Consider the following 24963-nt stretch of genomic DNA (forward strand, 5'->3'; position numbering starts at 1 on the left):
CAGAAGCCTATACCGCCTCGTTGTTTCCCCCATGCTCCAGCACAAAATCCACAAATGCCTGATTGGCTTTCGACAGGTAGCCATCCTTGCGCCAGGCCAAACACAAATCGAGCACAATGGGTGGATCGAACGACAAGGTAACCAGCTCCGGGTTGTCTTCAGTGGCCATATTCAGCAGTGTTGAAATACCAAAACCCTGTTTGACGATAGCGCGTATCAGCGGTAACAGGTTGGTTTCGAAGTTAATACGCGGCTGGATGCCGGATTCTTCCGCCAGTCGGTCAATCACCTTGCGGTGAAAGTAGCCTTTGCGGAACAGCACCAGATCTTCCTGCAGAAACTCTGCCGAGGTAACGGCCGTTCGGCTGGCAAACGGGTGATCCTTATCGACCACGACGCGCATTTCCTCACGCATCAGGGTACGCGCTTCAATCGTGTCGGGGATGTCTTCCGCTTCAATCACAGCCAGATCCAGCTCGCCTTTTTCCAGCATTTGTTGCAGTTGCCAGGCACCGCCTTCGTAAACCGAAAAGGTCAGGTTCGGGTAGCGATGGCGGAACGCCATAATAATCGGCGGGAAATGATAGGAACCCAGCATACTGGGAGTCCCCAGCTGCACAGCTCCCTGCTCCAGCCCGCGCAGCTCTTCCATTTCCAGATCGGCATCCGACATCACCTGCACAATACGCTGAGCTTGTACGTACAGCCGCTCGCCTTCATCGGTCAGTGAAATCTGGCGTTCATGTCGATGGAATAGTGTCAGTTGCAGTTGCTGCTCCAGACGCTTGATCGCCATGCTGACGGCCGGTTGGGCAACCTCCAGCGCCTCGGCTGCACGGGTGAAGCTTTGCTGAGTGGCCACGTGATAAAAATAGGTCAGTGCCTTGTAGTCCATCGGCGATCCTTTTTCAGCTCATTGGAAATCTGTCGTCCCAACCAGATCATAATATTTATTGATACAATATATATCAAACATATATTTTTATGATAATAAACAACGTTTTATAGTGCTTGTCGTTCTGCTGTTCCTTCATTTTTGCGTTCCATTGTTGCGAGACCTCCATGATTACAACCGGTACCGCTGCCTGGTGGCGAATCACCATTGCCTTGTGTCTTGGCTCTTTTATGGTGTTTTCAAACCTGTATGTCACCCAGCCACTGCTACCCATGCTGGCGACGGAATTCAGTGTCACGCCACTGCAAGCGAGTTATTCGCTGACTTTGTCGACGCTGACATTGGGATTATCACTGCTGGTGTATGGGCCGCTATCGGATGTTATTGGCCGCAAGGGGCTGATCGTTGGCAGTATGTGCGGTGCTGCACTCACCGCACTGTTAATCAGCCAGGTAAGCACCTTTGAGCAACTGCTCTGGCTACGGGGATTACAGGGTGTGTTTCTCGGCGGCTTGCCAGCCATTGCAGTGGCGTATATGGCCGATGAATTTGATGCTGATGCGCTGATGTCAGCCATTGGACTTTATATTGCGGCCAATTCACTCGGTGGTATTGGTGGTCGTCTGATGGGTGGTTTTACGGGCGAACATCTGGGCTGGGGCAATGCATTTCTGGTAGTGGGAATGCTTGGCGCTTGTACCTGGATGCTGGTCGCCTGGTTGTTACCGGCCCCTCGCCGTTTTATCGCACGGCCGTTCAATCTGCCATCCATGGGGCAAGACCTTATCAGTCACCTGACCAATCCGCTCCTTATCCCGGCCTTTCTGTTTGGTGGCCTGAATTTCTTTGTATTTATCAACCAGTACAGTTTTATCACCTTCGTCCTGGAGGCCGATCCGTACACATTATCGCCACAGTTTCTCGGCATGCTGTTCCTCACTTACCTGAGCGGCACTTGGGGTTCCACCCTGTCTGGCAAGTTCAGCCGTCGTTATGGCCAGGCCAATTGTATGATGGTGGGGAGTGGACTGCTGATGATCGGCAGTCTCGTTACCCTGATTCCCTGGCTAGCCACGATTGTTCTCGGATTTCTGCTGAATGCCTTCGGCTTTTTCTTCGCCCACTCCAGCGCCAGCGCCTGGGTCAGCCGTACGGCTCAACACGCCAAAGCCAGCGCCAGCTCACTCTATCTGGTGTTCTACTATCTCGGAGCCAGCACCGGTGGCTTGTACCTTAACCTGTTCTGGCAATGGCAATACTGGTTGGGTGTTGTACTGGGATCCCTGCTGGTGCTGGCCGTTACCCTCGCCCTGGCAGCATGGCTAAAACACCAGACTTGCAAGCAACAATCCCGCCCATCCGGTCGAATAGCGCAAGAAAGCCAGTCGCTATCCTGACCGCTTTCACTGACGCCGCCAGCGGTATTCGATATTATCGGCGCTTTCCATACCGCGATGCACACAATGCCTATAACAAACCAAGCTGCTAATCGGACTACACCTGCCCGCGTCCGCTTGGCCATCAAGCCGCTGATCTGGCTCATCGCCGCCATGATGACCGGTTGCGCCGCCCTCGCCAGCCAGCAATTCGAAGACCTGTTTGGTGAGTCATCACCCAAAAGTCGCTGGGTCGAAGCCGACAGTTTCGAGGGCCGGGTATTCCACCAGGACGTTCAACCACTATTGGAACAACGCTGCGTTCATTGCCACGCCTGTTACGATGCCCCTTGCCAGCTGAAGCTGACGTCGCCCCAGGGCATTGATCGCGGCATGCACTCCGAGCTGGTCTACGATGGTACCCGCCTGCTGGCCACCGCACCCAAACGACTGTATCTGGATGCTCACAACACCGAAGAATGGCGTGCAAAAGGTTTTCAACCCGTCCTGAACGAACGCCGTAATACCAGCGAGGCCAACCTTCAGGCCAGCTTGCTATTCCGCGCCATCACCCAGCGCCAGACTCAGGGAGCGTTCCATCAGACCGTGCTGCCAGACAGCTATGACTTTGGCCTGTCGCGGGATCAACAGTGCCCGACCGCCGAACAATACGAGACCTTTGCCAGCCAGTATCCCGACTGGGGCATGCCTTACGGCTTGCCTGCCCTGTCCGATAGCGAATACTCAACACTGACAGACTGGATCCAACGCGGAGGACTGTTACCACGACCGGCACCTTTGAACGGAAACCTGCAGGATCAGCTACAACAGTGGGAACAACGCTTTAATGCCCAGGGTGATCCGGAAAGCGAGCCGTACAAACGCCAGGCACTGGTCAGTCGCTATATTTATGAACATATCTACCTTTACAGCCTGTACCTCGGCGATGACACCAGTACTCGCTTTCATCTGGTCAGATCGCGTACGGCTCCCGGCGAACCGATTGACATTATTGCCACACGCCGGCCTTACGATGATCCCGGTGTGGCCATACCTTACTACCGTCTGGTTGTCGATCAGGAGTCCCGTGTCGCCAAAACCTATATCCCGTTCCGGCTCAATGAAGCCCGCTGGGACAACTGGCATTCGCTGTTTTATGGCCACCCATACGCAGTCACCTCCTTGCCTGGTTACGATGAAGAAATTGCCTCCAACCCTTTCATTACCTTTCACGATATTCCGGCTGATGCCCGCTATCGCTTTTTGCTGGAACACTCATTAGAAACCATCATGTCGTTTATCAAGGGGCCGGTCTGTCACGGCCAGGTTGCTGTTAATGTCATTAACGAACAATTTTGGGTATTTTTTGTCAATCCGAACCTGCACTACGGCAGCGAGGCGTCAGACTTTCTTGAGAGCCAGGTACATCATCTCGACTTGCCTGCCAAAAACAGCAGTAACAGCCTGCCAATCAGTTCATGGATTTCCTTTTCAGACCAGCAAAAAGAGTACCTGAGTGCCAAATCCGCCTTTATTCGCCAGGAAATGGAGGCCAACCATATCCTGCTGGACACCCAACTGGTGTGGGACGGCGATCAGCAAACAGGCACCAACAATCCCAATGCCGCACTCACCGTGATGCGCCACTTCGACAATGCCACCGTGGTTCAGGGTCTGTTGGGCAAGCCCCCTAAAACTGCCTGGCTGATTGACTACCCGTTACTGGAACGTATCCACTATCTTCTGGTGGCCGGTTTTGATGTGTATGGCAACGTCGGTCACCAGCTGGTGACGCGTCTGTATATGGATTTCTTACGCATGGAAGGAGAAGTGAACTTTCTGCTGCTGCTGCCCAAAGAGGAACGCGAAAAGGTGCGCCGGTACTGGTATCGCGACACCAGCACCACCATCAAGGATTACATTTTCAGTGATCTGATCAGCCTCGATATTAACAGCGCCATCCCCTATCGCAGCAACCAGCCGCAGATGGAGTTATATCGTCTACTGGAGCACAAACTGGCACCGGTGCTAAACCGGGACTATCAGCCGCAATCCGGCGCACTGTCGGGCGCAGCATTAACCACACTCAATAGCCTGGAAAATTTGCGCGGCAGTGGCCTGCATCAGTTGCCTGAGCTCAGCCTGCTGCTGGTGACACGTCAGCAACAACCGCTGGAACTGATCAGCCTTGTCCACAACCGGGCCCATGCCAATATCTCCAGTCTGCTGGATGAGGAAGATGCGCTGCGGCCGGAAGAAGACACCCTGACACTGGCGCGAGGCGCCGTGGGTGATTACCCTAATGTTTTGCTCCGGGTTGAAGAAGAGCAATTACCAGAACTGGTCAAACAGATCACCAACATGCAAACCAGTGCCGACTACAGCGCCCTGCTCGACCGCTTTGGGGTACGTCGCAGCAGCAAGGATTTCTGGCAGGTCAGCGATACGATTGGCCAGTTTTATCAGCAACAATGGCCGCTCAGATCCGGGATTCTGGACTACAACCGACTGCAAAACCGCTGATTCAAACAACCGTTGGTTATTTGCTGCGCTAACGCCAGGCAGAGAAAGCGCCGGGCGGATAATCTCCGGTCAGGCGTTTTTCCGTAATCCGGAGGCAACCCATAAACGCAGCACCACCCGTAACGCCCGTCGCCAGAGCGGCATTACCGACGGGCCAGATGCCTTCCAGCACTGTAATTCCGCCACAATACGTTGTGCCGTGCTGAAGGTTCCGGTGGTAGCGCTCACATAGCAGGGATAACGTACCAGCGTGGCTGCCACCAGCTCATTCAACGAACGTTGGCGAACACGTCGTGGGCAAGCCAAGGTATCCTGGGTCAAGCCCCAACCGGCATAAAACGGCATGCCGTAGCAAGTCACCTCTTTACCGCGCAGCAATGCCTCAAACCCCAGCAATGAAGTCATGGTAAACACGGCATCAATATGCTCGAGCATTTGCGAGGAATCACCGTCCAATACCAGTTCGTCACACAACGCCTGATAATCAGCAAGCGGCAAATCCTTGCTGCGCAAACCAGACACCACGTCCGGATGCGGCTTGTACACCAGCCAGGCATCCGGTTCTGCGGCGCGCGCCGACTGTAATAATGCCAGATTGGTTTTGATGCCGCTGGCCCCCATACGGATGGAGGCGTCCGACTCAACCTGGCCCGGCACCAGCACCACGCGGCGAGATGGTTCAGCCACGGCACACCCTGGCTTCCAGTCTTGTCCGGTCAGGTTATATTTGGAAATGCGGTTCGCGACGATAGTCTCGCGCAGCTGCTCTGCCAGGGCACAGTCGGCGGCTGAAAATTCATCCGTCGCCAGAATCTGCTCCAGACGAGAGGGTACTGAGGCATCGTAATACATGCCCACGTCATCCAGCACCCAGGAAAGTGGCCGAATCAGATCCGCTCCCAGCCCGGATGAGCGCAAAAAACCATCTTCAATACGCAACACCCGAGCCGGTTGTCGCTCTGGTGCTTGCAACACTACCGGCAACGGCCGCACCCCCCACAAGGCGACGGTAGCCTGAGCCGGTATCAGGCTGGCGTCTTTACAGAAAGTCACCTCGGTGCCATTAAGAAAGGCACGCAAGATCGGTTTTTTCCAACGCGAAAAACCCAGCGCATGTACCGGCCCGAACTGATGATTACGCAGCCATTGCTGCCGCTGTGCCGACAAATAATCCAGCGTGGCTTCAATCCCGGTTTCTGCGTCCAGTTCCGAATCCCAGTAACGGCTGTAACCTACCAGTGTGGCATGCACCAGCTGTTCCAGCGTCACGGGTGCTCCGGCCAGTGCAATCGCCAGACGGCGGCGCTCGGGTGCTTCCAGATCATCCTCGGTCAACCCCCATCCGGCGTAAAACGGCATACCAAAACAGCGCACCGGTTTTCCCCACAACAAGGCTTCAAATCCCATTTGTGACGTTACGGTGTAGACCTTGTCGGCATTGGCTAACAGTCGTTCTGGGTGACAGTTTTCTGCAATCAGTCGAATCCGTTGATGCAACTGTAACGCTGCCAGATCAAAATGCCCGGCTCGGGAGCGGGTAAAGGCATCCGGGTGTACTTTCACTACCACCGTTGTTCGAGGATTTTCGGCCAGGGCAGCCTCCAGCATCCGCGTAAAAGACGCCGCACTGGCCAGCCCAAATGGAATGGAAGCATCCCCGGCCACCTGATCCACCACCAGCACAAATGACGACGGCAGCTCCCCGCTATAGTCAGGGGCGGCGTTGTATTTGGAAATACCGGCCTGTTGCCAGCGCTGAATCAAGTCGAAACTGCGCTGCTGTTGAGCCGTCGTCAGAGGTTGTGGGATCAGTTGTTCCAACCGCGAAGGCCGGGTGGCATCGTAATAGATACCGATATTATCCTGCACCAGCGACAGTGCCTGATCTTGCCGACCTAACGAGCGGACAAAACCGTCTTCCAGCAACCACCATTGACGCTGCTGACGCACTCCTTGCTGCTCTGCCCTGAGACCTGAACGCTTGCGCCCCCAACCCAGTATCTCGGCCTGGTTACGCTCAGAACCGTGCCCGTCCACCTGCCAGAATGCCCGCACAATCGGATTGGCCAGCAGGGCGCGGGAACTGGAGATAGCCAGCGGTCTGGGTCTGGCACGAGAGGAAACAGCAGAATCAGCAACAACAGGACGAGACGCCATGTAAATCCTTGGGCTGGCCAAATGGAGGGATAACGACCGTAACAAACAGCCAGTATTACTGGCTCCTTGAACGAATTATCATAGAACAAGTCATTAGCGAATCATAAAAAAGGACGCCGACGGCGTCCCTCTTTTATGGTTACCAAACCGGTTTACGGCTTGGCAAACAACTCGATTTACAGCTGTTTTAACGACAGCTTGGCTCCAAGGTATTTTTCCAGATCTGGCAATGCAAACGCGTCATCTTCAGACACCAGACTGATGGAAATACCCTTGGCACCGGCCCGGCCAGTACGGCCAATACGGTGGACGTAATCTTCAGAATCTTCAGGCAAGGTGTAGTTGAACACGTGAGAGACCCCATCAACGTGAATACCACGCCCGGCAACGTCGGTAGCGACCATGATACCCACCTGGCCTTCACGAAAGCGTTCCAGCGTTTTCAGACGCTTTTGCTGGTTCACTTCACCCGACAGCAAGGCCGCTTTAAAGCCACGCTTGATCAGCTTTTCACACAGGTTACGGGTGTGATCTCGACGATTGGCAAAAATAATACAGCGTTCCGGATTTTCTTCCTTGAGGAAGCGTTCCAGCAAGCCGAACTTGTCACTCTCAGCGACCAGATAAAAACTCTGGTCGACCCGATCAGTTGCCACCTGCTCCGGTTCAATTTCAATTTGCAGCGGATCACGGGTCCACTGGTCAATCAGGATACGCACATCAAAATTGAACGTGGCCGAAAACAACAAGGTCTGCCGATGATCTTTAGGGGGCGTCGCCCGCACAATACGGCGTACATCCGGGATAAAGCCCATATCCAGCATCCGGTCGGCTTCATCCAGCACCAGCACTTCAATCTGATCCAGGAAAACATCCTGACTACGCATAAAGTCGATCAGACGACCCGGCGTGGCGACCAGAATATCCACCACATCGTCACGCAATTTGCGCCGCTGCAACTCATAGTCCATGCCACCCATCACCGTCACGACGTTCAGGCCACTGTGTTTCGCCAGCCCTTCCGCATCCTTGCCGATTTGCATCGCCAGTTCACGAGTGGGTGCAACAATCAGTGCCCGAGGCTCACTGGCATAACGTTCGTCAGGAATAACCGTTAGCAAACGATTCAGAATCGTCAGCAAAAATGCAGCCGATTTACCCGTGCCAGTTTGCGCCTGACCAATGGTGTCGCGTCCGCGTAATGAAGCCGGCAGGCTTTCTGCCTGAATCGGCGTGCAATATTCAAAACCCAGATCATAAATGGCGTGCATGACGGATTCTGGCAGGTCGAGATCGTGGAAACGGGTCTTCCCTTCCATCGGCTCAACCTTGAAGGTATCAGGATCCCAGGGTTCAACAGGCGCTTGTCTACTGCTACCACGCTGGCCTGAACCATTATTCTTTGACGTATGTCTCTTGCTGCTCTGACTGCCGCTACGGCTGCCATGGGGCTGCTCGGCGCGTTGATGTTTTTCGTGGGCTGGTGCACCCTTGGGAGTATTGGTGGAAGTTTTGGCTGCCCGGGATGGCTCTTTTGAAACAGAACGGGAAGCAGTGCCGGTGTCGGCTTTCTTGTTGCCTGCCACCGCCTTGATGATTTTCTTGAACAAAAGTGTCTCCAGTCAGAGTCGTTCCAGCACAAAAAGGTCGGCTGAAAATATTTCGTGGCGCTGATAATAGTCGAGTAGCGTGTTTTTTAATACTTCCGCGCGTGCCGGAAGCCCGTGGTGATAGTAATGGCAGGCCTGCTGCCATACAGAGAGAGCAAACGCCTTGCGTCCGGCTGCGACCTCAACCGGGTCGCCGTCGAGATTATCCGTACTGATATAAAAACGTCGGCCACAGGCTTCCGACAATAACCACTCGACGGCCTGGGGTTTGATCTCTACCTGTTCAAACGCACGCTGTTGCTCGGCAGTACGGCCATCGGGCTCATACCAATAGCCAAAATCCACTTGCCGACGGCGTTGCTCGCCAGCAATACACCAGTGGCTTATCTCATGCAGGGCTGAGGCATAAAAACCATGGGCAAAAATAACCCTGTTGTAGCCGCAGTGAATGTCTGACGGCAGGTATTCAGGCTCCGTATCACCGGCGAGCAGACGGGTGTTTTGTGCAGAGAAAAACAATTCATCAAACAGGCAGATCAAATCCGCTGTTTGCAGTGTGTCGGGGGAATAGGCGGGCTTGGACACAAACAACATCAACCAAAATCAGACAGTCGGTTATTGTATCAGGTGTGCCGGGAATTACCCGCGTGCCAGATAACGAAACGGCTATATTTTCTGCTTTTGTTAAACGTCAGGATTTCTCTCATCACTACCTCGTCACCAGCAGGCGGTCTTGCAAAGTAGCAATAATCCGGGAGAATGCCGCGCTGCGCTTCAGCCTTCTCTCCTTCTGCCCAGAGCTATCCGTCCCATGTCGTTTGCCAAACGCGAAACCCGCGCCCTGATCCAACTCACCTTGCCGATACTGGCAACCCAAATGGCGCAAATCGGCATGGGCACCGTCGATACCCTGATGTCTGGCTATGTCAGCACCCGAGATCTGGCTGCGGTCGCCATTGGTACCGCCCTGTGGTTGCCAGTCTGGCTGTTTCTGGCGGGTATCCTGGTGGCCCTGTCACCACTGGTTTCCGGTCTGAACGCATCAAAGCAGCACCAGCAACTGCCTGGCCTGCTGGCTTCCTCTGTCTGGTTGGGTGCACTGTTGGGTAGTGTCTTTGGCCTATTACTTTACCTGGCGGCTGATATTCTGCCATGGCTGATAGACGACTCGATCACGGCAACCCTGGCCGCCAACTATCTGATCGCCATCGCCATCGGCTTCCCGGCGGTCGGTATTTTTCTGGCATTCCGGTTTTATGCCGAAGCCCTGAGCCAAGCCAGTCACGTCACCTGGATCATGCTCTCCGGGCTGGTCGCCAACGTTCCCGTCAACGCGGTATTTGTGTATGGCTGGCTGGGGTTGCCCGCCTTGGGAAGCGTTGGTTGTGGCATTGGCAGCAGCCTGATTTTTGTCTGCATGGCGATTGCCATGGCATTAAACACCCGTAAATACCGGCTTGGCAGCGACTCTTCGCTCAAGCATCTGATGCGCTCTCCCGCCGGGCAACATGTCCGCGACATATTGCGTATCGGGGTGCCCATCGGTATCGCCATTTTTTTTGAAGTCAGCCTGTTCACCGTGATTGCGCTGTTTCTGACCGACCTCGGGCCGGTGGTGGTCGCCGGACACCAGGTTGCACTCAACGTTTCTTCCATCACTTTTATGATCCCGCTGAGCCTGGGAATGGCACTCACGGTACGGGTTGGTCACTATCTGGGAACGGGCGATACCCTCTTGGCAAGGCAAACAGCCTGGCTCGGAGTGCGGCTGAACCTGGCGATAGCCTTATTTAACGCGATACTGATTATCCTGTTAGCCGACACCATTGCTGGCTGGTACTCACCCGATCCAGAGGTGGTTGCCATTGGCGCAGTGCTGTTGCTGTATGCCGCTGTTTTTCAGCTGTCTGATGCAACGCAGGTAGCAGCGGCTGGCGCTTTGCGCGGCTACCGGGATACCTTTGTTGTGATGCTGATTACCTTTGTGACCTACTGGGTGATCGGACTGAGCTGTGGCTATGGTCTGGCATTTTATGGTGTGCCGTCGCTTGGCATTGAACCTGCTGGCGCGCCTGGTTTCTGGATCGGACTGGTCATCGGCCTGACTGCCGCTGGAGCGGCCTTGGTGATCAGGCTGAAACGGGTATCGACTTAATTCTGCACAGCTCTGCGTTGCCAGGTTCAGTTAGGGACACGGATTGGAAATAACCCGGTGAATCGCGTTGATACGCCCGATCACTTCCTCACTCAGCACCACTTCTGCACTGGCGAGATTTTCTTGCAGCTGGGCCAGCGTGGTCGCGCCAATAATATTCGAGGTAACAAAATCCTGCTGGGTCACAAACGCCAGCGCCAGTGTCGCAGGTGACAAGTCCAGCTCTGCGGCCAACGCTACATACTGAGACACCGCCTCCTCCGCCTGCTCTCCCTTATAGCGGGAAAAACGCTCAAACAAGGTAATACGAGCGTTGGCTGGCAACTTGCCATGCAGGTATTTACCGGTCAGCACACCAAATGCCAGTGGCGAATAAGCCAGCAGCCCGACGTCTTCACGGATCGATACTTCAGCCATGCCAACTTCATAACTGCGGTTCAGCAAGTTGTAGGGGTTTTGCACCGACACCGGTCGCGGCCAGCCATTCTGGTCGGCAAGCTGGATCACCTTCATGGTGCCCCAGGCGGTTTCGTTGGACAGGCCATAGTGGCGAATTTTGCCCTGTTTGATCAGACCGACCAGTGCTTCCAGGGTTTCTTCCAGAGGCGTTGTGTTTTCTTGGTGATTATGGGCGTAGCCGAGCTTGCCAAAAAAATTGGTAGTACGCGCAGGCCAGTGTACCTGGTACAGATCCACATAATCGGTTTGCAGACGTTGCAGGCTGGTATCGATTGCTTCATTTACATGCTGGAGATCCAGTTTTGGCCCGTTACGAATATGCGTCATCCAGTCGCCAGGCCCGGCAATCTTGGTGGCCAGTATGATCTCCTCGCGCTTGCCAGAGCGGGCAAACCAGCTGCCGATATACTGTTCGGTACGGCCTTGGGTTTCGCTTTTCGGCGGCACTGGATACATTTCGGCGGTATCAAAAAAATTGATGCCAGCGGCGACCGCACAATCCATCTGTGCATGAGCTTCCGCTTCCGTGTTTTGCTCGCCCCAAGTCATGGTACCCAGGCACAGCTGCGTCACATTCAGATCAGTATTGCCAAGTTTGCGTTTGAGCATGGAATCCTCCTCAAGTTGGCCACAGTATAACGATAACGCGCCCACTCGGTCGCCATACTGTCAAAACCCATTGTTCATCTGACTGCACCAATACTCGGCCTGGGCCTGTGGCTATTCATTGCCAATAAACATCGTTACCCAGATAAACCAAGATCGCACCTGCTGTATTTCTCCAGCACTGCATTAACCAGACCCAGCCAATAATCCTGATAACTCTTTCATCCAAAATGCAACATATCAGACTCATGCTGTTCAGGATCAAGAAATCCGCTAACAGCCCGACATAAGATAAATTCATGGCAATCAATCAAGGAAATAGTATGAGTTTATTCAAGTGCTTCAATACCTTGCCTGAAAATAAGGCCACCCTGGCGCTTCAAGCAGTCAAAGCAGCCAGCGCGACACTGGATATTGATGAATCCATTCGTGCTCACAAGGCTTGGCATAAACGCCTGACACACTACGTCGACCAACATGAGGCGAACTTGCTGGATCCTGAACTGATCGCTGATGACCAGAGCTGCATACTGGGGCAGTGGCTATATTCGGATGGGCAACGTCACTTGGCTAACCAGCCTTGTTTTGTCAATCTCCAAAATCTTCACCAGCACTTTCACCGCGAAGCGGCTAGAGTCGTCAGCATGGGTCAAGAGCAACACGATGAAGAAGCCAGTGCCATGTTGCACGACAAACTTGCCCAGTTGAGTTCTGAAATCTACCAGCAGCTGACCGATATAAAGACACTGCAACAGCAGCAAGACGGACATGACGAACGAGGATAGGTCGAAATTTTCCAGAAGCTGGAGCAACCCAGCAACAACACATCAGTCCGTCTGATCCGGTTCTTCAGACCAGCCACGGCGGCGTTGGTGGCTGAACCACTCACGGCGATAGCGATTGGCCCTGGCACGGTCGGGCAATATATTGATCAATTCAATCAGCAAGGCTTGGCCCTGTTTTTCCAGATTGTCAGGGCAAGGACGTCGAAGCAAACCAATCAGCAGTTTGAAGGCCTGATCGTATTGTTCTTCTGCAGCCAGTTCCTGTGCCAGTGCCAGCCGATTGGCTGGAGTGGGCCTATGCCGAAAACGCTGACGCAAGGCATCCAGGTTATTTTCACGCCGTTGCAGCAGGTGCCAACGCGACAGGGCCTGCTGTATTGCCGGGTCTCGCTGAATATGGGCAGCAGCGTTATCGAGCAACACCGACACTTCCGAAAGAAGTTGCGGTTGCTGTTTGCTGGCATCCATCAAGCGCTGACAATAACGCGCCACGTCAGCAGCATTACCTGGCTGCTGCTCAATCAGCTGACGCCACAAGGCCAGCCCCTGCTGCCAGTCCTGACGGGTAATACACTGCTCCGCCTGTTTGCGCAGCCGGTCACCGGGTTGCTGGATATAGGGTGCCAGCAGTTGGCGAATCTGGCCTTCCGGTAACGCCGTGGTGAAACGACTCACTTCACGACCATGATAGTAGAGCAGCACACTGGGCAGACCACGCACCTGCATGATGGCCATCAACTCCGGTTGCTGCTCCACATCCACGACCACCAGCTGCAACTGGGGTGAGAACTCCTGCTCAAGGCGTTCCAGTACCGGCAATAGCGCCTTGCAGGGTGAGCACCAGCTTGCCTGGAAGTCGATTAACACCAGGCTGTTCTGCGACAGACTGACGACATAGGGCAAAAAGGCGGTGGGTTCGGGAGGCATGTTGCTCATGAGTACGGCGTCTGAATACACCAGCAGAAGGGTACACGCGTTAATCCGGGCTTGCCAGAAAGCCGCCTGATAACCGATAGCGCTCGGAATATGTATAAAAAAGGTAGCGAACAATAAATGAAGGGACAAGGCAAATCGATGAAAAAGCGGACGCCTGCACGGGTGTAGGCGTTCGAGCGACACCGGAAGCCAAAGCCAAGTTCAAGAGTGCCAAATAAGCATTTTGAGTCGATTTTTAACACCATCATTGCGAGTCCAGGAGTTTATAGATACGCCCTTCAGGCTGTCACAGAGCATTGTTATCCAGTACAACTCACGGGATACTGCTGCCATGAATACATCCTCACCGTCTCTGCCCCCGGAACCGCCAGGTGGCAGCCATCATCGCCAACGAAATATCGTGCTGGGCCTGGTTGTTGTGTTATGGCTGGGCGGCACTGGTCTTGCCCTATGGTGGTTTCAGTCACAAACCATCCGGCCCTTTTTACCAGCGCAAACCTCCCCTGCCGCACTGAGCACGCAAACACTGGAGTCCACACTGGCCAGCCTGCTCGTGCAGACCGCTCCGACCGCTGTCCAGGCACCGGTCACCTTGGTGCATTTCTGGAATCCAGACTGTCTTTGTAATCAGGTCAGTCGCCGCCATTTTGATGGTCTGGTATCCGCCTTTGATGCCAGCCAGCTGCGGATTGTGGTGGTCGCTGCCGCCAACGCCAGCACTGCGCAATTAGCTGAATTCCGACGCCTCAACGGCCAGCGCATGGAGCTTGTCCAGGCTAATGGGCTGACCAGGCAGCTGCCATCCTCTCCCGCCCTGGCACTGATCAAGGCAAATGGCCAGCTCGGTTATTTTGGTGCTTATGGTTTTGGTGCCTTATGCAGTGTGGCAAACGATGATTTTTTCCCCAACATGGTGCGACAAATGATCGACGGCCAGTACGGACCGTTTGTCAATATCGCGGGCAGCGGCTGTTTTTGTCAATGGCCTGATCCGGTGTCAGGTACGAACTGAAGGGCGTTGATAACGCCGTCGCCAGACCTGACGGAGCAGTCGTTTACGGCTTTGGCGCAGCGCTTTGAGCAACTGTTTTTCGACCTCAGCCTGTTGTCCACCAGCGGCATACAACTGCTGCTCCATGGTTTGTGCCAACGCGGATAAATAGTCGCTATCGTCACCCAGTGTTAACCCCAGCCGGGTGAGATAGTGAGTCTGACTCTCACCCATCTGAAAAGCCACGCCCAGCTGCTCTCCGACGTCGACCAGTCGCTGCCAGGCCAATCCTACCGGGCTGGCTATTTTGACTGGGCGTTGCCAGCTGATCATCACGGCAATCACCAGAAACACCAGTACGATGGCAGCCACCAGCCAGATCAGTAACTGCTGGTAATCGGCCCGCTGCAGGACATTACTGAGCAGGCTTTTCTGCCGTTTGTTATCGTATGACAGCACCCAGCGGTGCCAGAGGTAATTGACCGACTCCAGCTCCATACGCAGTCGGTTGAGCCAGGGAATCTGCCGAATCTGCCCCGGTGACAACAGCTTGTTTTCGAGGAAAGACCCCTCCTCCTTTAACGCCTGTTCAAGACCAAACTGAATTCGCTCCGGTGACACCACGGCCGTCGGATCAATCCGAATCCAACCAGTACCATCCAGCCAGATTTCTGCCCAGGCATGGGCATCGTACTGACGCACGGTCAAATAGTTTTCGGCGTCGTTCCACTCGCCCCCCTGATAGCCCACCACCACCCGTGCCGGGATTCCGGCCAGCCGTGCGGCGTAAACAAAGGCACCGGCATAGTGGGCACAAAACCCTAACCGGGTATCAAACAGAAAAGCGTCGATATCGTTATTACCCAAGGCCGGTGGCTTGAGGGTGTAGCGGAAACCCTGGGTACGAAAATAATCAATCAGCTTATTCACCAAATCCATCGAGGTATCACTGTTCGCCACCAGCCCGGCGAGCCATTGGCGCGTACGTGGATTGCCACGGCCTGGCACATCAAGATTGTGCTGGCGCTGCTGAAAATCGAGGCGATGGCTGACCAGTTCACGACTGAGGCCAAGGCCTTGATAACGTTTGCGCTGATACACTGGTGTGCGGTTAACCAGTACACCGGTCGAGGTCACACCTATACCGGGTTCCAGCGCCATGCCGTAACGCAAGGTGTAAAGCCAGTGGTTAGAGGTCGCTTCCTGAATAATTTCATAACGCAACACGCCAGTCGTCGCAGTTGGCAAGGTTTCTCCGGAAGGAAACCAGCTCACCTTCCGATCCTGTTTCGAGAATCGCCAGGTACGTCCGTCATAACGATCCAGCACCAGCGCTCGCCAATAGAGTTGATCACGAGCCGGTTTTTGTTCACTGTCAAAGGTCGCACGAAATGCCAGCTCGTCGGAACGACTGAGTGAGGCAATATCCCCCGGTGCCATTTGATCGGTCAGACCGGTGCGGGCCTGTTCTGACTGCAGATTGATACTCCACAATGGCGCTAAGCGCGGAAACAGCAGATAAAACACCAGCATCACCGGAATCGCGGTCGCCAACAGGCCAAACGCATAGCGGCTGGCAATCCAGGCGCCTCCCGTTTCACGGGATGCCAGATGCAGAGACACCAATGCTGCGGTCAGCAACCAGATCACTACCAGACCATACAGTCCCCAGAGCACTTCCTGTTCAAACAGAAAGCCGGTACCTGCCAGGAAGAAACAGAGAAAAACAACGATATAGCCATCGCGCTGGGTACGCATTTCCAGCACTTTTAACAAACAAGTGGCCACAAAAAAGGCGACCGCACTTTCCAGCGAGTATTGACCACTAAAACCGGCATAAACCCCACCAGCTACCGCCACCACGGCAATCAATTTGGTGATTTTGCCAGGATAAGGCAATCGGCCAAGGTGCATTTGCCAGCGCCAGAGCACGGCAGCTCCGGCCATTAGCCAGAAGATCAGCGGTAAATGGGAATAATGCGGTAACAGAGACAGCGCGCCACCACTCAGTAACCAGAACAGTGCTGGCCGGGGGATCTGCTGTTGACGGGCTGACAGCGTCATCGTCGGGTTCCTGTTGCTTCGTCAAGCCGGAACAATGCCAGCATTTTCAGGCAGGCACCGAGATGGACTTCCGAATGTGCCGGAGCCAGCTCCTGAGTCGGTAACCGCAGCCCGTATTGCCAACCCAGCTGATGAGCTTCCAGCACCCAGCCACAGAGTTGCGACAAGCGCGGCTCCAAGTCGCCACTGGCATTGGCCCAGTCGAGCCAACAGCTTGCCCCTTCGTCACTGTCAAAGTCCTTGGTCATCAGCCCTTTGCCGCGTGCCAATTGTTTCCAGGCAATTTGCCGCATGGAGTCGCCGGGCTGGTACTGACGCAAGCCACGGAAATCCTGTTCGCCACGAACTTCCAGGGTTGCCCCGAGCAGTTCGCCATCACCGTCGCCACTGCGAAACACAAAAGGGGATTTTTCCGGATATGGGTACACCAGGGTGGAAAAATCCAGCTTGATCCAGCTCCAGGCACGAAATAATCCCAATGGAAACCGGCTTTCCAACAACAACCTGCCAGGTGACAGATAACCACGCTGGTGGCAACGATAACTGAGCGGGAAAGTGTCTGACTCGCCTCGATGAATGCTCAGCTGCTGCCCCGGATTATCCGGGTACTGTAGCCACAGACTGAGATGCTCCCGGCGCGGCGCGGCGGCCAGACGTAGCGGAATATCGAACACCTGTCCAACGTGACCATTAATCGCTTCCCGGCTACTGATGCTCAGTCCTTTGAGATTACGAAAAGTCAGATACATGGCCGACAGGCCGATGCTGAATAACCAGAACGTCATGCCATAAATCAGGCTGTTCTGATAATTGATGGCGGTTACCAGCAACAGTACCACCAGCGCCAGATAGAGCAACCCGATCCGGGTCGGCACGATAAAAATCGACCGATGGCCCAGCACCATGGTGCGGGTTGCTGGCAGACGTCGATCAAGCCAGCGTTGCCAGCGATGGCCGAACAGACGTTTGATCGCGAATTGTCTTGCCACGTTTTACACCAGTACCGCAACCGAATTAAGTATGCGGGCCGACACACTGTGTGCCCCACCCTCCGCTGCATCGGCCAGGCGGTGGTCGACAACCGCAGGTAATACCGCCTGAATATCTTCAGGTAATACGTGCTGGCGTTCATGCACCAGCGCCCAGGCTCGAGCCGCTTGCAATAGCGCCAGTGCGCCCCGAGGCGACAGCCCATACAGATAACCGGACTCGTAGCGCGAAAAGGCAATAATACGCTGCAGGTAATCCAGTACCGATGCCGATGCGTGAATGTCGCGCACCTGCCGCTGCAGCTGCTGCAGTTGCTGCGGCGTTATTTGCGCTTGCAGCTGATTGGCCATATCCCGGCGGCTGGCACCTTCCAGTAATTGACGCTCGGCCTGCTCGGACGGGTAGCCCAGTGATATGCGCATCAAAAACCGGTCAAGCTGGCTTTCTGGCAGTGGAAACGTACCCGACTGCGACACCGGGTTCTGGGTGGCAATCACAAAAAATGGCTCTGGCAGAGGTCGGGTTTCGCCTTCTACCGTGACCTGACGTTCTTCCATGGCTTCCAGCAGTGCGCTCTGGGATTTTGGCGTGGCCCGGTTAATTTCATCGGCCAGCAATAGCTGACTGAATACCGGCCCCTCATGAAAACGGAAACGTCCCAGGTCGGAACCGGGTTCCTTTTCAAAAATACTGACACCGAGAATATCTGCCGGGAGCAAATCACTGGTGAACTGAATGCGGTTGTAATTCAGCCCCAGCACACCGGCCAGCGCATGGGCCAGGGTAGTTTTGCCCATACCCGGCAAATCCTCAATCAGCAAATGCCCATCGGCTAACAGGCAACTTAATGCCAGTTTGAGTTGCTCCGGTTTACCCAGAATAATCTGGTTAAGCTGTTGCAGGGCGGCGCTGACGGCGCTGGTCATATCGGGTCTCCGTTGTAATAACTGATCAAGTGGCTACGGCAGATGCCTGGACGGTCAAGGGTTTATGCCAGACCTGGAAAAGCAGGTCGAGAGTTAATAACCAATCACACGACAAACCGGGATATTACTGACGAGCAATGACCAGCAAGCAATGACCAGCGAGAAGTTGCGAACAAAATACGGTAGCCATAAAAAACGGGGCCGCAGCCCCATGTGATTCAGATCGGCTCAGAGTGCATCCAGCCCGCGTGCCAGATCTTTACGCACGTCGTTAATGTTTTCCAGCCCCACCGCAACGCGAATCAAGCCCTGGGTAATACCCGCCGCCAGACGTTCTGCTTCCGACAAGCGTCCGTGGGTCGTGGTGCCCGGATGCGTAATGGTGGTTTTGGCATCACCCAGATTCGCCGTAATCGATATCATCCGGGTGGCATCAATCACCTTCCAGGCTTCTTCCCGACCACCAGCGACTTCAAACGACAGTACTCCGCCCGGCAGGCTTTGCTGCTTCTGGATCAGCTCGTACTGTGGATGCGAGGCCAGACCACAAAAGTTGACCTGTTTTACCTTCGGATGCTGTTGTAACCAGCCGGCCAGAATCGACGCATTGTCGCTGTGGGCTTTCATGCGCAGGCTGAGCGTTTCCAGCCCCTTGGTAAAGACCCAGGCATTAAACGGGCTCATGGTCGGGCCCGCAGAGCGCAGCACACCAATCACCGGTTCGATCAGCTCATGACTGCCCACCACCGCGCCTCCCAGACAACGGCCCTGGCCATCAATGTATTTGGTGGCAGAATGCACCACCAGATCGGCACCCAGCGCCAGTGGTTGCTGAATCACCGGGGTGCAGAAACAGTTATCCACCACCAGCAAGGCATTGGCTGCACCCGCGATCCGCGCCAGCGCTTCGATATCCGCGACTTCCGCCATCGGATTGGAAGGTGATTCAAGAAAGAACAGCCGGGTTTCCGGCTTGCAGTGGGCTGCCCAATCATCGGCATCGACCGGATTGACGTAATCGATATCGACGTTGAATTTACGCAGGAATTTCTCGAACAGCACAATGGTGCTGCCAAACACACTGCGAGAGCAGAGCACATGATCACCGGCTTTCAGATGAGCAATCGCGACGGCATAAATAGCCGCCATACCGGACGCGGTAGCAGCACAGGCTTCAGCGCCTTCCATGGCGGCCAGACGTTCTTCAAAGGTACGTACCGTCGGGTTGGTATAGCGTGAGTAGACGTTGCCCGGATGTTCACCGGAAAAAGTTGCGGCCGCTTCTGCCGCCGAGCGAAATACATAACTGCTACTGGGGAAAATCGCTTCGGAGTGTTCCTGCTCCTGAGTGCGGTACTGACCGGCACGAACCGCCAGGGTTTCGATCTCGCAATCGGTCAGGTCTGATTGGTACGGAGCGAGTAAATCATGAATATCATTCATCGGGTTTCTGCCTTGTCTATGGCCTAAAAACGCAACAGGGCAGCGGAAGGCTGCCCTGTTGTTGATACTGATCAGGCGTCAAACACCTTCACAACCGGGTTGTTCAGGATTCTGCCTCGTTGTGCAGATCGATAGCAACATTGGCAATTGCCTTGCGGATACCTTTGGAGGAGTCGCTGCGCAAATCGGACAAGCGGCGGAAGTAATCGTCATCAATATCACCGGTGACGTATTCACCGTTAAATACCGAACAGTCGAACTCCGTGGCCGCTGTTTTACTGCCTTCGAGACAAGCGGTGATCAGGTCATCCAGCTCCTGGTACACCAGCCAGTCGGCACCGATTGCCGTGGCAATTTCTTCCGTGGTGCGGCCATGGGCGATAAATTCTTCCTTGGCTGGCATATCAATACCGTAGACGTTCGGATAGCGCACCGCTGGTGCGGCGGATGCAAAATAGACGTTTTCTGCACCGGCATCACGCGCCATTTCGATGATCTGTTCGCAGGTGGTACCCCGTACAATGGAGTCATCCACCAGCAGTACATTCTTGCCACGAAATTCCAGATCCAGCGCGTTCAGTTTCTGACGCACGGATTTCTTGCGCTGTTGCTGGCCCGGCATAATGAAGGTACGACCGATATAGCGGTTCTTCATAAAGCCTTCACGGTATTTCACACCGAGCCGGTTGGCCAGTTCCAGCGCTGAAGAACGGCTGGTATCCGGAATCGGGATCACCACATCGATATTGTGATCTGGATGCTCCCGCATGATCTTTTCCGCCAGTTTCTCACCCATACGCAGACGCGCCTTGTACACCGCGATGCCATCCATAATGGAATCCGGGCGGGCAAAGTACACTTGTTCAAACAGACACGGGGTCAGGCGTACGTTTTCGGCACACTGCTGGGTAAAGATATCACCGGCTTCCGTCATCACCACACATTCGCCGGGTGCAATATCACGCTCGATCTGAAACCCCAGTGCATCGAGCGCGACTGACTCGGACGCCACCATGTATTCCGACCCGGTCGCAGTGTCACGGCGGCCAAACACCGCAGGACGAATACCGTTCGGATCACGGAAGGCCACCACACCATAACCACAGATCATGGCAACCACGGCATAACCACCACGGATACGTTCATGCACCCGGCGTACAGCACGAAAAATCATTTCCGGTGTTGGCACCAGCTGCTTCTGTTCCTGCAGCTCATGAGCAAAGATATTCAACAATACTTCGGAATCCGATGTGGTGTTGATGTGACGCAGGTCTTCACGGTAGATGTCCTGGGCCAACTCGGTGGTGTTGGTCAGGTTACCATTATGCGCCAACACAATGCCGTAAGGTGAATTGACATAAAAGGGCTGAGCTTCCGCCGAACTTGAACTGCCCGCCGTCGGATAACGCACATGACCGATCCCCATACGACCAATCAGGCGCTGCATATGGCGAGTACGGAAGACATCCCGAACCAGGCCATTGTCTTTACGTAGATAAAACTTTCCCTGATCACTGGTTACGATGCCGGCCGCATCCTGGCCGCGATGCTGAAGCACCGTCAACGCATCGTAAATAGACTGGTTTACATGGGTCTTGGCGACGATACCCACAATTCCGCACATTCGCGTATTACCTCAGAAATCAGACGGGATAGAGGACATCACCCGGTCAGCTGTGCCCGGCAGCGTATTACGCGCCCAGTCGGCCAGCATTTCCAGGTGAGGAATAAACATTGATTGCTGCCACCAGGGATCTTTTGGAACCATAGTGAACTGCAATCCATAAACAACCGCGACCAGCACAACCAGACCACGGATACAACCAAAGACCATGCCGAGTATACGGTCTGTGCCGCTCAGTCCGGTTAGCCGCACCACTTCGACAATCAGATGATTGACCATGGCGCCGATAGCAACAGTGCCCAGAAAGAGCACGACAAAGGCGGCGATCCAGCGTAATGAATTGGTTTCAATATAATCGGTCAGGAGGGTAGCCAGATTGCCACTGAACATCCGGGCCACCACAAAAGCCCCGACCCATACAATCAGTGACAATGCTTCTCGCACGAAACCGCGCTTGAGACTGATCAGGCTGGAGATTCCCAGCACCGCCAATATTACCCAATCAACGACGGCCATCTTGCTCTCACAGCGGATTTAATGAAGCGCGCAGTATAGGGTTTAGTACTGATTTCGACAACTGGAGAGACCGATTTGGGGTCATTTCGGGCCAGGAAAAGCGTCAACAACCCGCTCAGAAACAGGCATTGAACGTTATACCATACGGCTAAAAGCACGCTTCAATCGGCCTCTCAGAGCGTTAACGGGCGATAAAGCGCTTAATTCTCAGATCCTTGCGCTTTAATATTTTTTCCAGCTGAGTACGCAAGACCTCCGCCTGCTGCTGCTGCAGTTCCGGGCCAACAAACACCCGTGTCAGGCCATCGTCATCGGTACGGGAAAAGGCCTTGAAGCCCTGACCGCGAATGTTATCGCGAAAACTGGTGGCATTTTCATTGCTGGAAAAGGCCCCCAATTGCACCACCCAAGCATAAGGTAACGCAGTTTCATCCAGATGGGCACGTTCGGGCTGTTTTTTGACCACTGCTGGCACCGGGTCATCAACCTCCGCCGTATTAACCGCTGGCGTTGCCAATTCAGCTGTGGCTTCACCACTGGCCAGCTGCTCCAGGTCAATACGAATCCGTTGCTGGTTCTGGACTTCAGCCCAATCAGGCATATCAGGCATCGGCGGCATATCCTGATCAATCGTCAGCCGCTGGCTGGAGCCATCAATTACAATCGGCACCGCAATCGCCAAGGCCACAACAGTGACAACAGCACCAAGAATGCGCTTGTTCAGATGCTTTTCCATGCGTACTCCCCGCTTTTTTGCTGGGCATAAATGAGTGTTAATGCCTGCTCAACGGTATAAAAAGATCCAACTACCAGCCAGTGTTCATCCGCCAGTGCGGTTTGCTGCAAATGCTTCAGGGCCGCGTTTACCGTCGGATAAACCGCCACCGTACGATCAACACCATCAACACCATCAACCGCCACAGCCTGAAAACGCTGCTCCAGCCCGGCGGCATCCAGGCCACGATGGCAGTCCAGTCCGGCCAGCTTCCACAAACGTGCGGCAGGTAAAGCCTGGACAACCTTGTCTACCGGCTTGTCTGCCAGCATCGCCAGCAGAATACCGTCGACCTCCAGCTCACGAGTTGCCAGGTACGCTGCCGCCTGCTCGTTGTGAGCCACATCCAGCGTCACGCTAAACGTACGGCCGTCAGGGCATTGGCAGCGCCAACCCTGTAAGCGGCCCGGAACCCGCAAACGCTTGAGGGTGTCCGCTACTTCTTGTTCGGGCAACAAGTGGCCAACCGCAGCCAGTGCCTGCAACGCAGTCGCAATGTTGGCTGCCGGAATAAAGCCACGAGGCAACACCCATTCCATCGACGTATCGTCATCCGGGTACGGCAAGAAACGGATGTTCAGCACAGCTGCATCACCTTGCACCCGCTCAGTCACATCAAAAGCTTCTCCGCGCCCCAGCCACATCCCTTCACAGGCATTCACCGTGGCCCGAGCACGTTCCGGGGGATTGGGTTGACCACAGACCAGATAGCGATCTGGCCGGGCGATAGCGCATTTTTCATAGGCAATGACATTCAGGTCGTTCCCCAGCCAGGCTTCGTGATCCAGCCCGATACTGGTGACCACCGCAACATCGGCGTCCACGACGTTTACTGCATCCAGACGTCCACCGAGGCCAATTTCCAGTACACAGGCGTCCAGATGCTGTTGTTTGAACCAGGCCAGCGCAGCCAGGGTACCGAATTCAAAATAGGTCAGCGGCTGTTCTTCGCGCGCCTGTTCGACCAGCGCGAACGACTGGCACAGGTCGGCATCGGAAATATCGCTGCCATTCACCGATACGCGTTCGTTATAACGCAAGATATGCGGTGAGTTATAACAGCCGACCGATAACCCTTGGCGCAACAACAAGGCACTTATCAGCGCCGAGGTAGTGCCTTTGCCATTGGTTCCGGCCACCATGATCACCAGTCCGGCAGGTCGCAGGCACCCCAACCGCTCTGCGACTGTGCGCACGCGATCGAGACCCATGTCAATCTCAGCAGGATGCACCGACTCCAGATGCTCGAGCCAACGCTTGACATTCCAACTACTGAAGTCAGTCATCCTGAATATCCTTCTTTGTTACGACCGGATTATTGCTGATCCATGGCGATGCGCATTTCCTGCATCAGCTCGGTGACCAGACGTCGGGCTTCAGCAGGGTTAGTGGCATTGTCGGCGATATGATTAACAATCGCGCTACCGACAATCACACCATCACAGACTTTGGACACCGCCGCTGCCGTGACACCGTTCTGAATACCAAACCCGACCCCCACCGGAATGGATACGTGCTGGCGAATACGCTGCAGGTTACGTTCAACGTCATCCACATCCAGCGCTTTCGAGCCGGTCACTCCTTTCAGGGAGACATAATAAACGTAGCCACTACCCGCCTTGCCGATGGCTTCAATACGGGCATCGGTAGTGGTCGGTGCGATCAGATACACCATATCCAGTCCGGCACTCTTGAAGATGGAATCAACGTCCGTGGCTTCTTCTGGCGGTAAATCTACCAGCAGTACCCCATCCACACCGGCCGTCACCGCTGCGGTCACAAAGGTGTCGTAGCCCATGGCTTCTACCGGGTTCAGGTAGCCCATCAGTACAATCGGCGTGGTGGTGTTGGTGGCCCGAAATTCAGTCACCATGGCCAGCACGTCGCGCAGTGAGGTGTTGTGTTCCAGTGCCCGCTCACAGGCCAACTGAATCGTGGGGCCATCCGCCATGGGATCGGAAAAAGGCACCCCCAGCTCAATCAGGTCGCAACCGGCATCCACCAGCGCATGCATCATCGGCACCGTGGCTTCTTTTTGCGGATCACCAGCGGTGATGTAGGGGATCAGCGCTTTTTTGCCCGTTTCTTTCAAGGCAGCAAATAAAATAGCAATACGAGACATATCGAACTCC

General features: G+C 54.7%; 20 protein-coding genes. 5 read left to right on the forward strand and 15 right to left on the reverse strand.

The window, feature by feature from the left end; translation table 11 throughout:
• Positions 1–7 precede the first annotated feature (7 nt).
• Positions 8–895 carry a LysR family transcriptional regulator gene (locus WG929_RS05860; protein WP_416205279.1) on the reverse strand — a complete coding sequence of 296 codons (888 nt, stop codon included), beginning with the start codon at positions 893–895 and terminating at the stop codon, positions 8–10.
• A gap of 167 nt (positions 896–1062) precedes the next feature.
• Here WG929_RS05860 and WG929_RS05865 point away from each other — a divergent pair, with 167 nt between their 5' ends.
• Positions 1063–2292, forward strand: coding sequence for an MFS transporter (locus WG929_RS05865; protein WP_416205280.1), 1230 nt, complete (start codon positions 1063–1065; stop codon positions 2290–2292).
• 66 nt (positions 2293–2358) lie between these two features.
• The gene (locus tag WG929_RS05870) at positions 2359–4794 is read left to right on the forward strand and encodes a fatty acid cis/trans isomerase (protein ID WP_416205281.1); all 2436 of its coding nucleotides are present in this window, start codon (positions 2359–2361) and stop codon (positions 4792–4794) included.
• A gap of 69 nt (positions 4795–4863) precedes the next feature.
• On the opposite strand, the gene WG929_RS05875 is transcribed toward WG929_RS05870, so the two are convergent.
• The 3 genes from WG929_RS05875 to WG929_RS05885 all read right to left on the reverse strand — a co-directional run bounded on the left by WG929_RS05875 (position 4864) and on the right by WG929_RS05885 (position 9155).
• On the reverse strand, positions 4864–6951 hold the full coding sequence (locus tag WG929_RS05875; RefSeq protein ID WP_416205282.1) for a capsule polysaccharide biogenesis protein: 2088 nt from the start codon (positions 6949–6951) through the stop codon (positions 4864–4866).
• 176 nt (positions 6952–7127) lie between these two features.
• Entirely contained in the window at positions 7128–8561 is a 1434-nt protein-coding gene (rhlB, locus tag WG929_RS05880) for an ATP-dependent RNA helicase RhlB (RefSeq protein WP_416205283.1), read from the reverse strand.
• A gap of 12 nt (positions 8562–8573) precedes the next feature.
• Complete coding sequence (locus WG929_RS05885; RefSeq protein ID WP_416205284.1) at positions 8574–9155, reverse strand: elongation factor P hydroxylase; 582 nt, start codon at positions 9153–9155, stop codon at positions 8574–8576.
• 217 nt (positions 9156–9372) lie between these two features.
• On the opposite strand from WG929_RS05885, the gene WG929_RS05890 reads away from it, so the two are divergent.
• Complete coding sequence (locus WG929_RS05890) at positions 9373–10716, forward strand: MATE family efflux transporter (protein ID WP_416205285.1); 1344 nt, start codon at positions 9373–9375, stop codon at positions 10714–10716.
• 30 nt (positions 10717–10746) lie between these two features.
• On the opposite strand, the gene WG929_RS05895 is transcribed toward WG929_RS05890, so the two are convergent.
• Positions 10747–11784, reverse strand: a complete 1038-nt coding sequence (locus tag WG929_RS05895; protein WP_416205286.1) for an NADP(H)-dependent aldo-keto reductase — start codon at positions 11782–11784, stop codon at positions 10747–10749.
• A 320-nt stretch (positions 11785–12104) separates the two neighbouring features.
• On the opposite strand from WG929_RS05895, the gene WG929_RS05900 reads away from it, so the two are divergent.
• Positions 12105–12566: a CZB domain-containing protein gene (locus WG929_RS05900; RefSeq protein WP_416205287.1), complete on the forward strand. Its 462-nt coding sequence runs from the start codon at positions 12105–12107 to the stop codon at positions 12564–12566.
• Positions 12567–12608: 42 nt separating this feature from the next.
• On the opposite strand, the gene WG929_RS05905 is transcribed toward WG929_RS05900, so the two are convergent.
• Positions 12609–13502 (reverse strand): tetratricopeptide repeat protein, encoded by an 894-nt coding sequence (locus WG929_RS05905; protein WP_416205288.1) that lies wholly within the window; start codon positions 13500–13502, stop codon positions 12609–12611.
• Between the two features lie 331 nt (positions 13503–13833).
• On the opposite strand from WG929_RS05905, the gene WG929_RS05910 reads away from it, so the two are divergent.
• Entirely contained in the window at positions 13834–14514 is a 681-nt protein-coding gene (locus WG929_RS05910) for a DUF6436 domain-containing protein (protein ID WP_416205289.1), read from the forward strand.
• Here the strand turns inward: WG929_RS05910 and WG929_RS05915 are convergent.
• The 9 genes from WG929_RS05915 to trpA form a co-directional block, all read right to left on the reverse strand.
• Entirely contained in the window at positions 14500–16557 is a 2058-nt protein-coding gene (locus tag WG929_RS05915; protein ID WP_416205290.1) for a transglutaminase TgpA family protein, read from the reverse strand. The genes WG929_RS05910 and WG929_RS05915 overlap by 15 nt on opposite strands.
• Complete coding sequence (locus WG929_RS05920) at positions 16554–17546, reverse strand: DUF58 domain-containing protein (protein WP_416205291.1); 993 nt, start codon at positions 17544–17546, stop codon at positions 16554–16556. Before WG929_RS05920 ends, WG929_RS05915 begins: the two co-directional genes overlap by 4 nt.
• Before the next feature lie 3 nt (positions 17547–17549).
• The gene (locus tag WG929_RS05925; RefSeq protein WP_416205292.1) at positions 17550–18473 is read right to left on the reverse strand and encodes an AAA family ATPase; all 924 of its coding nucleotides are present in this window, start codon (positions 18471–18473) and stop codon (positions 17550–17552) included.
• A 228-nt stretch (positions 18474–18701) separates the two neighbouring features.
• Positions 18702–19916, reverse strand: coding sequence for an O-succinylhomoserine sulfhydrylase (locus WG929_RS05930; protein ID WP_416205293.1), 1215 nt, complete (start codon positions 19914–19916; stop codon positions 18702–18704).
• Positions 19917–20019: 103 nt separating this feature from the next.
• Positions 20020–21540, reverse strand: a complete 1521-nt coding sequence (gene purF, locus WG929_RS05935) for an amidophosphoribosyltransferase (protein WP_416205294.1) — start codon at positions 21538–21540, stop codon at positions 20020–20022.
• A gap of 12 nt (positions 21541–21552) precedes the next feature.
• On the reverse strand, positions 21553–22056 hold the full coding sequence (locus WG929_RS05940) for a CvpA family protein (RefSeq protein ID WP_369857753.1): 504 nt from the start codon (positions 22054–22056) through the stop codon (positions 21553–21555).
• Positions 22057–22237: 181 nt separating this feature from the next.
• Positions 22238–22792 carry an SPOR domain-containing protein gene (locus WG929_RS05945; RefSeq protein ID WP_369857752.1) on the reverse strand — a complete coding sequence of 185 codons (555 nt, stop codon included), beginning with the start codon at positions 22790–22792 and terminating at the stop codon, positions 22238–22240.
• A complete protein-coding gene (locus WG929_RS05950; RefSeq protein WP_416205295.1) occupies positions 22777–24117 on the reverse strand; it encodes a bifunctional folylpolyglutamate synthase/dihydrofolate synthase in 1341 nt (446 codons plus the stop codon). Before WG929_RS05950 ends, WG929_RS05945 begins: the two co-directional genes overlap by 16 nt.
• Before the next feature lie 29 nt (positions 24118–24146).
• Positions 24147–24953, reverse strand: coding sequence for a tryptophan synthase subunit alpha (gene trpA / locus WG929_RS05955; protein WP_369857750.1), 807 nt, complete (start codon positions 24951–24953; stop codon positions 24147–24149).
• Positions 24954–24963: the final 10 nt, after the last annotated feature.

This window comes from Oceanobacter antarcticus (assembly GCF_044962685.1).
GTDB lineage: Bacteria > Pseudomonadota > Gammaproteobacteria > Pseudomonadales > Oceanobacteraceae > Oceanobacter > Oceanobacter antarcticus.

Bases quoted from the DNA above. Each gene is read 5' to 3' on its own strand.
- WG929_RS05860 (WP_416205279.1), bottom strand. From the start codon at position 895: ATGGACTACAAGGCACTGACCTATTTTTATCACGTGGCCACTCAGCAA.
- WG929_RS05865 (WP_416205280.1), top strand. From the start codon at position 1,063: ATGATTACAACCGGTACCGCTGCCTGGTGGCGAATCACCATTGCCTTG.
- WG929_RS05870 (WP_416205281.1), top strand. From the start codon at position 2,359: ATGCCTATAACAAACCAAGCTGCTAATCGGACTACACCTGCCCGCGTC.
- WG929_RS05875 (WP_416205282.1), bottom strand. From the start codon at position 6,951: ATGGCGTCTCGTCCTGTTGTTGCTGATTCTGCTGTTTCCTCTCGTGCC.
- WG929_RS05885 (WP_416205284.1), bottom strand. From the start codon at position 9,155: ATGTTGTTTGTGTCCAAGCCCGCCTATTCCCCCGACACACTGCAAACA.
- WG929_RS05890 (WP_416205285.1), top strand. From the start codon at position 9,373: ATGTCGTTTGCCAAACGCGAAACCCGCGCCCTGATCCAACTCACCTTG.
- WG929_RS05895 (WP_416205286.1), bottom strand. From the start codon at position 11,784: ATGCTCAAACGCAAACTTGGCAATACTGATCTGAATGTGACGCAGCTG.
- WG929_RS05900 (WP_416205287.1), top strand. From the start codon at position 12,105: ATGAGTTTATTCAAGTGCTTCAATACCTTGCCTGAAAATAAGGCCACC.
- WG929_RS05905 (WP_416205288.1), bottom strand. From the start codon at position 13,502: ATGAGCAACATGCCTCCCGAACCCACCGCCTTTTTGCCCTATGTCGTC.
- WG929_RS05910 (WP_416205289.1), top strand. From the start codon at position 13,834: ATGAATACATCCTCACCGTCTCTGCCCCCGGAACCGCCAGGTGGCAGC.
- WG929_RS05915 (WP_416205290.1), bottom strand. From the start codon at position 16,557: ATGACGCTGTCAGCCCGTCAACAGCAGATCCCCCGGCCAGCACTGTTC.
- WG929_RS05925 (WP_416205292.1), bottom strand. From the start codon at position 18,473: ATGACCAGCGCCGTCAGCGCCGCCCTGCAACAGCTTAACCAGATTATT.
- WG929_RS05930 (WP_416205293.1), bottom strand. From the start codon at position 19,916: ATGAATGATATTCATGATTTACTCGCTCCGTACCAATCAGACCTGACC.
- purF (WP_416205294.1), bottom strand. From the start codon at position 21,540: ATGTGCGGAATTGTGGGTATCGTCGCCAAGACCCATGTAAACCAGTCT.
- WG929_RS05940 (WP_369857753.1), bottom strand. From the start codon at position 22,056: ATGGCCGTCGTTGATTGGGTAATATTGGCGGTGCTGGGAATCTCCAGC.
- WG929_RS05945 (WP_369857752.1), bottom strand. From the start codon at position 22,792: ATGGAAAAGCATCTGAACAAGCGCATTCTTGGTGCTGTTGTCACTGTT.
- WG929_RS05950 (WP_416205295.1), bottom strand. From the start codon at position 24,117: ATGACTGACTTCAGTAGTTGGAATGTCAAGCGTTGGCTCGAGCATCTG.
- trpA (WP_369857750.1), bottom strand. From the start codon at position 24,953: ATGTCTCGTATTGCTATTTTATTTGCTGCCTTGAAAGAAACGGGCAAA.